15 protein-coding genes are annotated in these 14,423 nt (G+C 67.5%); 4 read left to right on the top strand and 11 right to left on the bottom strand.

Going from position 1 to position 14,423, the window contains the following annotated elements:
• Positions 1-60 precede the first annotated feature (60 nt).
• Entirely contained in the window at positions 61-336 is a 276-nt protein-coding gene (locus tag U5798_RS03585; protein WP_311767318.1) for a DUF2964 family protein, read from the top strand.
• 240 nt (positions 337-576) lie between these two features.
• A complete protein-coding gene (locus U5798_RS03590; RefSeq protein ID WP_011354308.1) occupies positions 577-864 on the top strand; it encodes a DUF1488 domain-containing protein in 288 nt (95 codons plus the stop codon).
• Between the two features lie 240 nt (positions 865-1,104).
• Here U5798_RS03590 and U5798_RS03595 read toward each other — a convergent pair whose 3' ends face one another.
• Positions 1,105-2,406, bottom strand: coding sequence for an NCS2 family permease (locus U5798_RS03595; RefSeq protein ID WP_124456600.1), 1,302 nt, complete (start codon positions 2,404-2,406; stop codon positions 1,105-1,107).
• 738 nt (positions 2,407-3,144) lie between these two features.
• Between U5798_RS03595 and U5798_RS03600 the strand changes: the two genes are divergently transcribed.
• The gene (locus U5798_RS03600; protein ID WP_006480752.1) at positions 3,145-3,423 is read left to right on the top strand and encodes a hypothetical protein; all 279 of its coding nucleotides are present in this window, start codon (positions 3,145-3,147) and stop codon (positions 3,421-3,423) included.
• Positions 3,424-3,583: 160 nt separating this feature from the next.
• Here the strand turns inward: U5798_RS03600 and U5798_RS03605 are convergent, their stop codons facing one another.
• The 7 genes from U5798_RS03605 to U5798_RS03635 form a co-directional block, all read right to left on the bottom strand.
• Positions 3,584-3,958, bottom strand: a complete 375-nt coding sequence (locus U5798_RS03605) for a DUF2917 domain-containing protein (protein ID WP_124456601.1) — start codon at positions 3,956-3,958, stop codon at positions 3,584-3,586.
• Positions 3,959-4,061: 103 nt separating this feature from the next.
• Positions 4,062-4,241: a hypothetical protein gene (locus U5798_RS03610; RefSeq protein ID WP_124456602.1), complete on the bottom strand. Its 180-nt coding sequence runs from the start codon at positions 4,239-4,241 to the stop codon at positions 4,062-4,064.
• A gap of 58 nt (positions 4,242-4,299) precedes the next feature.
• Complete coding sequence (locus tag U5798_RS03615; RefSeq protein WP_124456603.1) at positions 4,300-4,668, bottom strand: DUF2917 domain-containing protein; 369 nt, start codon at positions 4,666-4,668, stop codon at positions 4,300-4,302.
• Positions 4,669-4,918: 250 nt separating this feature from the next.
• The gene (locus tag U5798_RS03620; protein ID WP_124456604.1) at positions 4,919-5,206 is read right to left on the bottom strand and encodes a hypothetical protein; all 288 of its coding nucleotides are present in this window, start codon (positions 5,204-5,206) and stop codon (positions 4,919-4,921) included.
• Positions 5,207-5,285: 79 nt separating this feature from the next.
• On the bottom strand, positions 5,286-6,191 hold the full coding sequence (locus tag U5798_RS03625) for a metal-dependent hydrolase (RefSeq protein WP_124456605.1): 906 nt from the start codon (positions 6,189-6,191) through the stop codon (positions 5,286-5,288).
• A 29-nt stretch (positions 6,192-6,220) separates the two neighbouring features.
• Positions 6,221-8,008, bottom strand: a complete 1,788-nt coding sequence (locus U5798_RS03630) for an SDR family oxidoreductase (RefSeq protein WP_322081228.1) — start codon at positions 8,006-8,008, stop codon at positions 6,221-6,223.
• A 44-nt stretch (positions 8,009-8,052) separates the two neighbouring features.
• Complete coding sequence (locus tag U5798_RS03635) at positions 8,053-8,952, bottom strand: M24 family metallopeptidase (RefSeq protein WP_322081229.1); 900 nt, start codon at positions 8,950-8,952, stop codon at positions 8,053-8,055.
• 506 nt (positions 8,953-9,458) lie between these two features.
• On the opposite strand from U5798_RS03635, the gene U5798_RS03640 reads away from it, so the two are divergent.
• Complete coding sequence (locus tag U5798_RS03640; protein ID WP_124456608.1) at positions 9,459-10,736, top strand: haloacid dehalogenase-like hydrolase; 1,278 nt, start codon at positions 9,459-9,461, stop codon at positions 10,734-10,736.
• A gap of 112 nt (positions 10,737-10,848) precedes the next feature.
• Here the strand turns inward: U5798_RS03640 and U5798_RS03645 are convergent, their stop codons facing one another.
• From U5798_RS03645 to U5798_RS03655, 3 genes are all read right to left on the bottom strand, one after another.
• Complete coding sequence (locus U5798_RS03645) at positions 10,849-11,622, bottom strand: slipin family protein (RefSeq protein WP_124456609.1); 774 nt, start codon at positions 11,620-11,622, stop codon at positions 10,849-10,851.
• Positions 11,619-13,178 (bottom strand): nodulation protein NfeD, encoded by a 1,560-nt coding sequence (locus tag U5798_RS03650; RefSeq protein WP_322081230.1) that lies wholly within the window; start codon positions 13,176-13,178, stop codon positions 11,619-11,621. The genes U5798_RS03645 and U5798_RS03650 overlap by 4 nt, the downstream gene beginning before the upstream one ends.
• A gap of 123 nt (positions 13,179-13,301) precedes the next feature.
• Positions 13,302-14,336 carry an AraC family transcriptional regulator gene (locus U5798_RS03655; protein WP_322081231.1) on the bottom strand — a complete coding sequence of 345 codons (1,035 nt, stop codon included), beginning with the start codon at positions 14,334-14,336 and terminating at the stop codon, positions 13,302-13,304.
• Between the last annotated feature and the right edge of the window lie 87 nt (positions 14,337-14,423).

Here is a 14,423-nt window from a genome sequence, read left to right on the forward strand (position 1 = left end):
GCGCCACGTGCGATGCGCGACCGCGAACAAAATCCCCTTGCTTTTAAGCGCCCGCCTGCAATGATGGAAATGGAGCACGCACGCGCCGTGTTCCGCACTGCAACATGCATGCGACGCGACATGCATCCGTTCGGGAGACGCATCATGGTTCGGACGGAACTGAGAGTCGTGCTGGCGGCCATCGCCACGTTCATCATGCTGGGCGGCATTGCCGTGGCGATCCACGGATTGCTGTTCGATCTGACCGATGCGGTGCAATACGGGGCGGCCGCGATTGCGGTGGGCGTCACGACCGCCGCGATCGCGCTCAACATCTGGCCCACCGATCCGCACTGACGCCCGTTTCCGAAACGGTGCCTGATGCCGCGCTGATCTGACGAATGGCGCGTCGGAACGACGCATGCGGGAAAATTTGTCTCCTGCGCGAAACCGTCTAAAGTGGAAATCAACCGGCATGCATCGACCGCGCCACACTCCGCGGTCGGGGCCTCCGCCGGCGAGCCCGCGTACATTTCGTCCGGCCGGTAGCGGACGACGGACGCGGTCATTCGTTTTCTACCGGTCGAGGCAGCTCCCATGCAGATCCATTTCACGAATGAGAAGCCCGAGTATTCGGGGCGTGACCTGATGCTTGCATTCACGGCACTGGTCAATGGCGAGCGCGTCCAATGTCAGATCACCGCCGAGGCGCTGGAAGACCACTTCGGCGCGGCATCGCCGCGCTTCGAGGACATGGTCGGCGCATTCGACCAGCACCGCGACCGTATCGAGGCGGCTGCGCGACGCCTGCTGTCGGAGACGCGCGCGCAGTGCGTGACGCTGCGCAGCGGTTACGTGCGCTTCTACGAAGCCAACTGGCGCTGACGACACGACGCTCGTCTTGCGGCGCGCGCGACCGAGCGCGGCGCACGCGAAGACGTTGCCTTCACGCAATGCCGTTCGGCGGGGCCGGGCGGCATTTTCGTATGCGGGCAGCACCGGTTGACCTGGCGCACGCACGGCCCGGTACGGCGATTCTCAGGATCGCAGAAGAAATCGCGAGGAAAAAGAAACGCCACCCGAGGGTGGCGTTTTTTCATCATGCATCGCGCCGAAGCGCCACCGTCATTCGCTGCCGAGATAGAAGAAGCGGAACAGGAACACGGCCGCGATGATCCACACGATCGGCTTGACCGTGCGCGCCTGGCCCGTCAGCAGCTTGAGGCCGCCGTATGCGATGAAGCCGAACGCGACGCCGTTCGCGATCGAGTACGTGAACGGCATCAGCAGCGCGGTCAGCGCGGCCGGCACGGCTTCCGTCGCATCGTCCCACGGTACTTCGACCATCTCGCGCAGCATCAGGCACGACACGTACAGCAATGCCGGCGCCGTTGCGTAGGCCGGCACGACGCCGGCGAGCGGGGCGATGAACAGGCACGCGAGGAACAGTATCGCGACGGTGATCGCCGTCACGCCCGTGCGGCCGCCGGCCTGCACGCCCGACGCGCTTTCGATATACGCGGTGGTCGACGACGTGCCGAGCACCGAGCCCGCGACGATCGCCGTGCTGTCGGCGAGCAGCGCCTTGTTCAGGCGGTTCATCTTGCCCTCGACGAGCAGGCCCGCGCGGTTCGCGACGCCCATCAGCGTGCCCGTCGCGTCGAACAGCTCGACGAGGAAGAACACGAGGATCACGTTGATGATGCCGGTCGACAGCGCGGCGCCGATGTCGAGCTTGAACAGCGTCGCATCGATCGACGGCGGCGCGGAGAACACGCCGTGGAACTGGTTGCCGGCGAAGAAGAACGACAGGATCGTCACGCCGATGATGCCGATCAGGATCGCGCCGCGCACGCGCAGGTGGTCGAGCGTGACGATCGTGAAGAAGCCGACGATCGCGAGGATCGTCTCGTGCTTGTGCAGGTCGCCGAGCGTGACGAGTGTGGCCGGGTTGCCGACGATCACGCCCGACGTCTTCAGCGAGATGATGCCGAGGAACAGGCCGATACCGGCGGTGATCGAGATTCGCAGCGATTTCGGAATGCCGTTGACGATCGCCTCGCGCACGCGGAACAGCGTGACGAGCAGGAACAGGCAGCCGGAGATGAACACGGCGCCGAGCGCGGCCTGCCACGTGAAGCCCATCCCCTTGACGACCGTGTACGCGAAATACGCGTTCAGGCCCATGCCGGGTGCGCACGCGATCGGGTAGTTCGCGTACAGCCCCATGATGATCGACGCCAGCGCCGCGACGAGGCAGGTCGCGACGAACACGGATTCCTTCGGCATGCCGGCATCGCCGAGGATCGCGGGGTTGACGAAGATGATGTAAGCCATCGTCAGGAACGTGGTGACGCCCGCGAGTATCTCGGTGCGGAAGTCGGTGCCGGCTTCAGCGAAGCCGAAATACCGCTTGATGGATTCCATGAAGGCGTTTCTCCGGTCGGATCGTGTTGATTGTTGTGCCGAATTGTTTTACAGGCAGCGCGCGGCCGGCCTAATGTAACCAGCCACTATTGCCCGGCTATCGGCGGATTGTAATAGCGCGGATAGCTCGGACGATATAGTTGGAGGGCACGATCGGTTGCCTGCGCGCGAACGGTCTGGCAGCCCGGCCGCGCGACGAAGGCGCGCATTTTACCGGTTCGCGCGGCACGGACCGGCAGAAATGGCGGAAGCGGGCGAAATGAAGGAAGCGGAAGCGGGAGGAACGCGGAAAACCGGCCGATGCGTGCGCAACGGCATGGCGGCCGCATCGCGCGTGGCGAGTGCGCGACGACATGCGATGGAAACCGCGCGGACACCCGTGCGCGGCCGGTAAGAATGCCCGGCAGCGGCCCGCAGCGGCCATTCGTCAGCTCGGGCGGGTGCAGATATCGGGCTATCCTGCGCCGAAGCCGTCCCGTCCGCAACTGTCATTTCGCGATGCGGGCGCGACTGTGGTTTCTGTGTAAAAGATTGCAAGACCCCATCGCATAAACCGGCAAGTCTTTCTACGATAGATACACCGCGCATGCACACGCCGGCCGGTAATTGCCGACGCGGGGGAGTCGCAGTCCGTGCAGGCCAGGCGGTGAATGGCGGTCAAGGCCGTTGCGCGTTCGGGCAGGCACGGCCGATTGCGATTGCCCGATGCGGGTTCGTCCGTAAATCACGGAGGTCAGCATGTTGAACTGGATCAGCCGTTGGGCGATGCGACACGCCCCCACGCCGGAAAAAACCGCTGCGTCGATGCTCGTGACGGCGCGCATGGAACTGTTCGCAGCCGAACAGCGCGTCATCGATGCGAAATTACAAGCGGATTACTGGCGTACACGAGTGTCATTCCTCGAAGAGGTGCAGAAGCAGGGCATCGATCCGTGGGTGACCTCGCAGGCAGCGCAACGTCCCGACCTCGATTCCACTCCCCGGAGCACGGGCCCGCGTCTCGCCGCCAGCACCTGATGCACGCACTGCATCCGGTCGTTGCGCACGGCGCGCGATCGCTCGCGGCACGCACTTGCGTGCCGCGGCATTCGATGCGCACCTGCGGCGTGCTGCGCCGCGGGTGCGTCTGTTTTCGGTCGCGGCCGTTCCGCGTCTCGCGTGCTTGACGGCACGTCGCTCATCCGCTGCTTCTCCCTACCCCGACGAGCAAACGTTGCACTTGCGCGAGCGCGCGCCTGAAGCGCTCGCCGCGGCGCACGTACGCGGTCGTGATCGTCGCTTCAGCCGATCGGTCGGCATCGGTGCCGATCCAGATGCGCTCGCCGCGCGCGATGCGCAGCACGTCGCCTGGGCGCACCCAGTCATCGTCGACGCTCGGCGGGCGCGTGACCCACAGCGCCGCGCCATGCGTGCGGAGCTCCGCATCCTGCGGCGCGCGCCAGGTCATTGTCGTGCGCGGCGCGACCGCGAAACGGATCACGACAGTCGGTAGTGCGATCGTGCCGGTGCGGCGCCGATCGGGACGGTCAAACAGCTGGCTTGCCTGGTCCATGGTCTTCTCCATTCAGTGAACCGGACGGATGACGCGCACCAGAACAAAAAGGCCTCATCCGTTTCCGGCGAGGCCTTGTGTGACATGCGGTACTGCTCGATTGCTAACGCACAAGCGCCTCCCGTGAATCATTCTTTCGAATGTTCATCGAGCAATGAATCGCGACGGCGATGAGCTTGAACGTAGGCATGCGAACGATTTTGTTGTCGGGCTGCGGTGTTGTCAACGACAATTTTCGGGAGATGCGCGGGCGATACGTTGCCGCGCGCGTGCTGCGTTTCATGAGGGCGCTGCGCACGCGAGTCGAGCGCGCAGCGATGCAAGATGCGTCACGCGGGACGTCATCGACATCGTTCGCCCAGCATCGTGCGCAGCTGCGCGAGCGCACGCGCAAGCCACGCGTCGCGTTTCATCAGGTACGCAGTCGTGATCGACGCTGCGGCGGGCCGCTCGTCGTCGGTGCTGATCCAGATGCGATCGCCGCGCTGCACGCGCAGCACGTCGCCGGTTCGAATCCAGTAATCGTCGATGCTGCCCAGCCGCGTGATCCACAGCGTCGCATCGTGCACGCGGATCTCGGCGTCGTGCTGGGCACGCCACGCCAGCGTCCTGCGCGGCGCGACCGTGAAATGCAGCTCGACTCTCGGCAATGCGATTGCGTCGGTGCGGCACCGATCGCGACAAACAACCAGCCGGCTTGCTTGGTCCATCGTCATCTCCATCCGTTGAGCCGGGCGGGATGACGCGCACCAAAACAAAAGGCCTCATCCGTTTCCGGCGAGGCCTTGTGACATGCGCAACTGAATCTCGATGCTAACGCACAAGCGCCCCCGGTGATCGCCACGCATGGGCGTTCACTCGTGTTTTATGCGCGATGGCGTTGGGCTTGAGCATAGGCATGCGAACGAGTGTGTCGTGGCGGCGCGGCGCTGTCAACGGAAATTTCGAGATACGTGGCGGTTACGCGTCGCGTTGCGCGAGGCCGTTCACGAGCAGCTCGGACAGCAGGCCGGTCATGCCTTCCGGGTGCGTGGCCGCACGCGCCTTCAGCTGTTCGACGAGCTCGGCGTTGAGCTTGCACGCGAACGGCACGAGGCCCTGTTCCTGGTCGAGCTTGCGCTGCGCGCGGCGGTCCAGCTTGACCGCTTCTTCGGCACCCTTGCCGAAACGCGCGGAGCCGGACTGCTTCATCGCGTGCGTCAGTTTGAGCGCCTTGTTCTTTTCGAGATCGGTTTTCTTCATGGCCATCGCGGCACCTCCGGGAAATTGAAGCCGCGATTGTACGCATTTCGGCGGGCGCCGCCCGCCGAACCGGCCGGAAACGCGGTCAGGCGCCCTTCGTCGTGCCCCAGTTGCCGCCGTGCGCGGCCGCCTGCGCGGCCGGCGAGCGCGCGAGGTAGGCGAGCGCCTGCTCGGTCGAACCTTCGTGGTGCGGCGTATAGCCCGGCCTGAAATAGCGCAGCGCCGCGCCGATCACCTTCCAGAACGACGGCAGGTGCCCGCGTCGCGAACCCTGCCACCACGCGCGTACGAAGCCCGGATAGCGGCCGGCGTCCGGGTCGCGCCGGTACATGAACTTCGCGCCGGTCGTGATGTAGTAGAGCAGCAGCAGGATCACGAACGCCATGTGCACGCAGCGCTCCGGATAGTTGCCGCCCAGGTGCCGGTAGATGTCGAACGCGACGGTGCGGTGCTCGACTTCCTCGGCGCCGTGCCAGCGCAGCAGGTCGACCATCGTCGGGTCGGCACGGCCTTCGTCGAGCCCGTGCGCGTTGAGCACCCAGTTGCCGAGATAGCCGAAGAAGTGCTCGAGCGACGCGATGACGGCCAGCTGCTGCCGCAGCCAGAAGCGCGTATGGCCGATCTTCAGCCCGAGCGGCTGCTCGCCGAGCACGCGCGTGAAGAGGCGATTGAGCTTCTGCGTGAACGGCTTCGTGTCGATCCCGTGCCGGTCGTAGTAGTGCTTCAGCACGCCGCCGTGCGAGCGTGAATGCACGGCTTCCTGGCGCAGGAAGCCTTCGGCCTCGTCGCGCAGGCGCGCATCGGTGATCAGCGGCAGCGCCTTGTTGTACACGCGGCAGAACCACAGCTCGCCTTCCGGGAACAGCAGGTTCAGCGTGTTGATGATGTGCGTGCTGCCCGGATCGTTCGGCACCCAGGTAATCGGCGTGTCGCTGAAGTCGAACTTCACGTGCCGGGCCTTGATCTTGTGATAGTCGGCGGTATCGGTCATGTTGTCTCCCTGTGCGGCGCCATGCGCCGTCAATGCGATGCCATGCTGACGCGGGCGATCATCCGGCCGAGCCACGGCATGAAGCGGCCGACGAAACGCATCGCGTGCGCCTCGCCGCCGACGGCGACGACGGGCCGGTTGCGCAGCACGCCGTCGACCATTGCCTGCGCGACGGTTTCGGGTTTCAGGCCGCGCATCTGGTACAGCTTCGTCGCGCGCTTGCGCAGCCGTGCTTCGTCCTGGGCGTTGGCGCCCGCGTATTGCGTCGACGCCATGATTCCGGTTTCCGCGAAACCCGGGCACACGGCCGTCACGCCGATGCCTTTCTCCGCGAGTTCCGCGCGCATGCATTCGCTGAGCATCAGCACGGCGGCCTTGGTCGTTGCGTAGGCGGGCAGGTCGCGCGACGGCCCGAACGCGGCAGCCGACGCGGTGTTGACGATGTGCCCGCCGATGCCGCGCGCGGCCATCTGCTGTGCGAACAGCCGCGAGCCGTGGATCACGCCCCACAGGTTCACGTGCAGGATGCGCTCCCAGTGCCGCGCGCTCGTGTCGAGGATGCCGCCGGCCATGCCGATGCCGGCGTTGTTGATCACGATGTCCGCGCCGCCGAGTTCGTTGCCGACCCACGTCGCGAGCGCTTCCATCTCGTCGGCGGACCCGACGTCGACGCGTTTCGCGTGCGCCTGCGCGCCGGTCAATCCGAGCAGCAGCGCGGTGCGTTCGGCGCTCGCGAGGTCGATGTCGCACGCGACGACCGTCGCGCCTTCCCGGGCGAACGCGAGCGCCGCGCACCGGCCGATGCCGCTGCCCGCGCCGGTGACGACCGCGACCTTGCCGCTGAAACGGCCGCTCGTGGCACGGCGGCGTGCGTTCGCGAGCGCGGGCGGTTCGTCGCCGGATTCGACCGCGTCGATCATTTGTCCGGCGAGATCCGCGAAGCGTGCGGGATCGGCAAGCGGCAGCCAGTGGCCGGCCGCGACTTCGCGACGGTAGTACTGCGGCACCCAGCGCGACAGGTTTTCGGACAGCGCGGGGCTCACGTACTTGTCGCCGAGCGGCACGATCGTCTGCACGGGCGCGTGCGCATGGCGTTCGCGCGGCGCGAACAGGCAGCGGATGAAGTTCGCGCGATAGAGGCGCACGCCGCGCGCGCCGTCGTCGGCCTGCGTCGGGCGCGGCGTGGCCGGCGTCTTCTCGAGCCGGCGCAGCAGGCGCGGCCACGCGCGGCCGAGCCACAGCCGCCAGCCGAGCTCGGGAATGAACGGCAGGTGGAACAGGTACACGTACCACGAGCGCACGAGCTGGCCGCCGAGCTTGGCGAGCGATGCGGGCGTCGGGCGCAGCACGCGCTCGCGCAGCCAGAAGCCGACGTGGTCGAGGCACGGCCCCGAGCACGACGTGTACGACGCGATGCGGCCGGCGAGACGCGCATCGGTAACGAATTCCCAGCCCTGTATCGAGCCCCAGTCGTGCGCGACCAGGTGCACCGCGCGGCCGGGGCAGAGCGCGTCGATCACCGCGACGAAATCGTCGGTCAGTTTCGCGAGGTGATAGTCGGCCGTGCGTTTCGGCACGCCGGACAGGCCCGCGCCGCGCACGTCGTACGCGATCACGTAGTGCTTGCGTGCGAGCAGCGGCGCGACGTGCTGCCAGACGCTGCTGTCGTCGGGATAGCCGTGCACGAGCACGACCGGCGAGCGGGCGGGGTCGCCCCAGGTCCTGACCGCGAGCGTCAGGTCGCCGGAGGCGACCGCCGTTTCGCTGTGAACCGATTCGAACAGGGCCAGCGGCGCTTCGTCGGAAAGAGGCTGCATCGTGAGTCCGTCGTTCAGGGAGTCGGGAGGAAGGCGCAGGTGCGTCAGGCGGCGGCCGGCACGGTCGCGACGGCCTGCGTGCGTTTGGCCTGGCGGCGCTGCCAGCGGCGCACGTGCGGCAGGTCGTCGTCGAGCCAGTACGCGTCGTCGTCGGTGATCACGAGCAGTTCCTCGAATTTCGCGCCGACGCCGGCGAAGCCGAGATGCGGCTCGACGGCCCACAGGCCCGGCACCGGCGCGTGTTCGGAGCGGCGGTCGATCGACCACAGTGGCGACCAGCCCTGCTGCTTCGCCGCGCGGCCCTGGTCGAGCAGCAGGTTGCGCGTCGCGTTCAGCCCGAAGCGCGCGACGAAGCGCGGCTTCGACAGCTTGTGGATCTTCGCGACGCGATGCGCGAGCACCTTGAACGGATAGGCCTTGTGACGCGGCTCGACGCCCTGGCGGCGGCACAGCGCGTCGACTTCCTGCGCGACCTCGGCCATCGGCCGGCGCGCCTTCACGAGCCGCACGATCATCTCGCGATGGTCCATCAGGTCGTCCTGCAGCTGTTCGAGGATGGGGTTGTGGCCGAGGCAGTGCGCGTAGCCGACGTCGGCGACGATGCCGTCGAGCACCGGCGCGACGTCGAGGATCACCGGCATGTCGGTTTCGAGCTGGCGGTTGCTCGGGAAGAACGCGAGATTGAAGCCGCCCATGTGCTTGAGGCCCGAGAAGCCTTCGAACGCGGTGCGGTCGCCGAACCACGCGAACGGCTTGTGCAGCCAGTCGTGCACGCCGTTGTCCTGCAGCCATTCGGTCAGGAGGCGCGCGGCTTCCTTCTCGGTGATGCCGGGGTAGAGCATCGCGCCGACGGTTTCGACGCAGCGGTACGCCAGCTGCTGGACCGCGCGGAATTGCGGCAATTCGTCGAGGTGGACTTCCGGCAGCGGATGGTGGTCGGGCATGATGCGTCTCCATGTGTCGGCCCGCGTTTGCGTCTCGGCGCGGCGCGGGTCCGGTGCAAGGCGGGGCGCTGATCTGGAATGCATCCACCGGCGATCCTGGGGCGGATTATTCAGTCAGCATTTAATGTGCCATTGAATGATGTAACAATCATAGCCGGTTCGACGTCGTGCGCCAGCCCCCGGAGGTGAGGATTTCTCCTAATGAAGGGCCGAAATGGAGGGGACGCTCTAGGTTTCGGGCGGTGGGGGCCGGATGGCCGTTGCTGCGCACGCGTCTCGAGCCGGGGGCGCCGGCCGGCGAGCGCCACGCGAGGCCTGGCGCGGACCCCGGATGTCGTGCCGGATCAACTCTCCGTCGTGTCGCAGCGCGACGCTGTCAAATTGCCGAAATAATTTCGTCACATCATCCGCCCCGATTCGAAGCCTTTGCGGCTTCGCAGGGCCGATGTGCCGCGCGTCGCGCGGGGCAGCGACCGAAGCCGATTCGACATTTCAACGGAGAGACCATGCAACGCCGTCAGTTCATGAACACCCTTGCCGCGGCGACCGCTGCGACGCCGCTGATGCTCAAGGCCGGCCTGGCCGGCGCGAAGAGCGCAACCGTGCCGGACGCGCTGGACCCGGGCCGCTGGTCGCCGTTCAACGCCGCGCGCCTGCAGGCGGTGCTCGACCAGCATGGCGTCGCGAGCGCGCGCTACGACGGAAAGCGCCGCCCGTATGCGGTGTTCGACTGGGACAACACGTGCATCATGAACGACTGCGAAGAGGCGTTGCTGATGTACCAGATCAACCATCTGCAGTACAAGCTGACGCCGGACGAGTTCGTCGCCGTGATGTGGAAGGACGTGCCCAAGGGCGCGTTCATGAAGGACTACACGACGATCGACGGCAAGCCGGTGACGATGGAGGACCTCGCCGCCGACGTGGAGTCCGACTACCGCTGGCTCCATGCGAACTACAAGGGCCTCGGCGGCGACAAGAGCCTCGACGAGATTCGCGAGACCGACCAGTTCAAGGATTTTCGCGCGAAGCTGTACTTCATGTACGACGCGATCTGCGACACGCATCCGCTCGAAGTCGGCTACAAGTGGATCATCTACTTCTACAAGAACATGACGACCGCCGAGCTGCAGGCGATGGCGGAAGCGTCGAACAACTACGGGATCGGCGACGCGCTGCGCAAGGTCCGCTACGAAAGCCCGAAGACGCTGCCGGGCAAGGCCGGCGTGGTGGCCGATACGCATTTCCATGGCATCCGCATTCACGAGGAAATCCGCGCGGTGATGCATACGCTGCGTGCGAACGGCATCGACGTGTACGTGAGCACCGCGTCGCTCGACGACGTCGTGCGCGTGTTCGCCGGCAATCCGAACTATGGCTACGGCGTGCCGCCCGAGAACGTGATCGGCCTGCGTCTCGACATGCAGGACGGCAAGTACACGAGCACCTATCCGGCCGGCTGGCATTTCAACTGGGGGCCCGGCAAGACGGTGGGCATCCGCAACGTCCTCGCGTCGAAGAAGGGCTACGGCCCGCTGCTGGTGTTCGGCGACAGCGACGGCGACGCGTGGATGCTGCGCGATTTCAAGGACACGGCCGCCGGCGTGATCGTCAACCGGATGAAGAAGGGCGAGATCGGCGCGGACAGCAAGCTCGCGGCCGAACAGATCGGCAACCCGGACGCGCGCTTCCTGCTGCAGGGCCGCGACGAGCACACGGGCCTGATGATCCCCGACGAGAAGTCGATCAAGTACGGCAAGGCCGAGCGCAAGCTGCTGGCCTGACGCGGGCCGGGCGGCGGGCAACCGGCCGCCCGGCCGTCGCAGCTCCGCGCCCATCGGCATCTGTATCTGCATCGACCGCTGCGGCGCCGTGCGGGCCGCCACGCGTTGCGTGTCAACGCTCGCGCGGCGGGCCCAGCCGATCCAGCAACGCCCCGAGCAGATCGACCGGCAGCGGAAACACGATCGTCGAATTCTTGTCCGCGGCGATCGTCGTCAGCGTCTGCAGATAGCGCAGCTGCATCGCCTGCGGTTGCAGCGCAAGGCGTTGCGCGGCCTGCAGCAGTTTCTCCGACGCCTGCAGTTCGCCTTCCGCGTGAATCACCTTCGCGCGCCGCTCGCGCTCGGCTTCGGCCTGCCGCGCGATCGCGCGGATCATCGTCTCGTTCAGGTCGACGTGCTTGATCTCGACCGTCGACACCTTGATCCCCCACGCATCGGTCTGCGCGTCGAGTGTTTTCTGGATATCCGCGTTCAGTTGCTCGCGCTCGGCGAGCAGCGCATCGAGTTCGTGCTTGCCGAGCACCGCGCGCAGCGTCGTCTGCGCGAGCTGGCTCGTCGCCTCGAAGAAGCGCGCCACCTGGATCACGGCCTTCTCCGGGTCGACGACGCGGAAATACACGACCGCATTGACCTTCACCGACACGTTGTCGCGCGTGATCACGTCCTGTGCGGGCACATCGAACACGACGGTGCGCAGGTCGATCCGCACGACCTGCTGGACGATCGGGATGATCAGCACGAGCCCCGGCCCTTTCACTTTCCAGAACCGGCCGAGCATGAACACGACGCCGCGTTCGTACTCGCGGAAGATGCGGATCGACGACGCGACGAGCACCACGACGAAGACGATCAGGACGCTGCTGAAGCCGAACGTGTAACCGATCATGAAGGTTCTCCCTGGGTTGGCTGCGGTATCGGCATGTCGTAGAGCGGCGCGACGGTCAGCGTCAGCCCCTGGCGGCCGGTGACGCGCACGCGGCAGCCGGCGGCCAGGGGCGCGCTGCTCGCCACGCGCCAGCGCTCGCCGTGCACGAGCGCCCAGCCGGCGGCCGACGCAACGGCGCCGGCCGCGCCATGCGGCTGGTCCGGATGGAGGCCGTCGTCGAGCACTTCGCCGATGCTGCCGAGCATCGCCTCGGCGCCCGTCACGACCGGCCGGCGCCGTGCGCGCAGCGCGACGCTCGACACGCCCGCGACGAGCAGCCCGCCGCCGAGCGCGAGGCTCGCGATCACGGGCCACGGGATCCCGTAGCCGGGCACGTCGGTGTCGATCAGCATCAGCGCGCCGATCGTGAACGACACGATCCCGCCGAAACCGAGCACGCCGAAGGTCGGCAGGAACGCCTCGGCGACGAGGCAGCCCAGGCCGAGCAGCACGAGGCCGAGGCCCGCATAGCTGATCGGCAGCAACTGCATCGCGAACAGCCCGACCAGCAGGCAGATCGTGCCGGCGACGCCCGGCAGCACGAAACCGGGGTTCGCGAATTCGAAGAACAGGCCGTAGATGCCGATCGTCAGCAGGATCAGCGCGACGTTCGGATCGGCGATGATCGCGAGGAAGCGGCTGCGCCAGTCGGGCGCGAGCACGACGAGCGGCGCATGCGCGGTCGCGAGCCGCACCGTGCCGGCGGTGGTCGTCGCGCCATGGCCGTCGAGCTGGCGCGCGAGGTCGGCAGGGTCCTGCGCGATCAGGTCGACCACGTGCTGCGCGCGCGCTTCGCTGGCCGACAGGCTGACGGCTTCGCGTACCGCGCGCTCGGCCCATTCGGCATTGCGTCCGCGCAGCTGCGCGAGGCCGCGGATATAGGCGGAGGCGTCCTGCATCGCCTTGCGGATTTCGGTCGATTGCGTATCGGTCGGCAGCGCGGCCGCGGTGGCGGATGCATCCGACGCGCCGGATGCGCCCGCTGCGCCGGTCGGCCGCGGTGCCGCCGGGTTTCCGCCCGGCGGCGCGGCGCCGCCGATGCCGAACTGCACGGGCGACGCCGCGCCGAGATTGGTGCCGGGCGCCATCGCCGCGAAGTGGCTCGCGTACACGATATAGGTGCCCGCGCTCGCGGCCCGCGCGCCGCCCGGCGCGACGAACGCGGCGACCGGCACCGGCGAGCCGAGGATCGCCTTGATGATCTGCCGCATCGACGTGTCGAGCCCGCCGGGCGTGTCGAGCTGCAGGATCGCGAGCGGCGCGTGCCCGCGGGCGGCGCGATCGAGCGAGCGCACGATGAAATCGGCGCTGGCCGGGCCGATCGCGCCGTTGACGGGGATCACGACGACCGGGCGCGCGCCGGGTGCGTCGGCCGGCAGTGGCGCGGCGACGGCGGCGCACACGACGAGCAGCGCCGCGAACAGCGCGGCGCGCGCGACCCGCGCGGACAGCGGGTGACGGGGGCGGCCGTCGGGCGCGGCAGGCGCCGGCGGCGGCTCATGACGGTGAAAGCGCATCGGGACGTCCGGGCGGCGCGCGCGGACGCGCGCCGTCCGGCTCGCGGAAAGGGCGTGGGCCCGATGCTTAAAGATTAGGCGGTTTCGGCGGAAAGCGCGAAGCCGCGGCCGTGCCGGCCCGATTCAGACCGCGCCGCCGCCGCGCGCGAGTACTTCGTCGCGATAGTCGGCCGGGCTGCGCCCGCTCCATTTGCGGAACGCGCGGTAGAACGCGCTGGGCTCCGCGAAACCGGTTGCCGCGGCGACATCGGCGATCGTGCGCGCGGGGTCGGCCAGCGCCTCGAACGCGAGATCGCGCCGCAGCGTGTCCTTGATCGACTGGTAGGCCTGGCCTTCCTGGTGCAGCTTGCGCCGCAGCGTGGCCTCGGCCACGTGCAGCCGCGCGGCCATCCCGCCCGCGCCCGGCCAGGCGGCGGGCGGCATCCCGCGCAGCACCGCGCGCACGCGCTGAGCGAGCGCGTTCGGGTTGCGGTACTTGACGATGAAGCTGGCCGGCGCGTTGCGCAGGAACGTCTTCAGCGTCTTCGCGTTCTGCACGACCGGCAGCGTCGCGAATTCGGGATCGAAATCGACATACGAATCGGGCTCGTTGAACCGCATGTCGTCGCAGAACATCGACGGGTATTCGTGGTCGGCGGGCGGCGTGTCGCAGCGGAAGCCCGCGTGCAGCAGCGGAATGCGGCGCCCGATCAGCCAGCAGGTCAGCCCGTACACGATGATGAAATAGGTCGCGTACGTGAACATCGCGGGCGTCGCGCCGTTGTTGCGGTGCACGAAGCGCAGCCGCACGCGCTGCGGGTTCGCGTCGAGCTCCGCGTGCAGGTCGTCGAGCACGCAGTGCATGAAATTCACCGCGCGCGCCATCGCGTGCAGCCCGTCGCGCGCGGACAGCGCGGACTGGCTCATCGCGATGAAGCTGCCGCTGCGCATCGGGTGGCGATCCTGCCCGAAAAACTCGTCGTCCATCGTGCGCGCGATCGCATTCCACAGCGCGCCGTACTGCTGCGCGGACACGCGTGCGCGCGGCTGCTCGAGCAGCGCGGGCGCGATGCCGGCCTGCGCGAGCAGCGGCTCGGCCGCGACGCCGCGCCGCGTGGCGAGCGCGACGCTGTAAGCGACGAGGCTGATCGCCACGGTTCCCTTGTCTTCCTGCTTCATCGGTGTCGCCGGTGTGGCAAAAACGCTCAGTGTAAATGAGCGACGCGAGCATCGAACAGTCGCACGGGCTTGCCTACACTTGTTGCA

The sequence above is a fragment of the Burkholderia sp. BCC1972 genome, assembly GCF_905339605.1.
Lineage (GTDB): Bacteria > Pseudomonadota > Gammaproteobacteria > Burkholderiales > Burkholderiaceae > Burkholderia.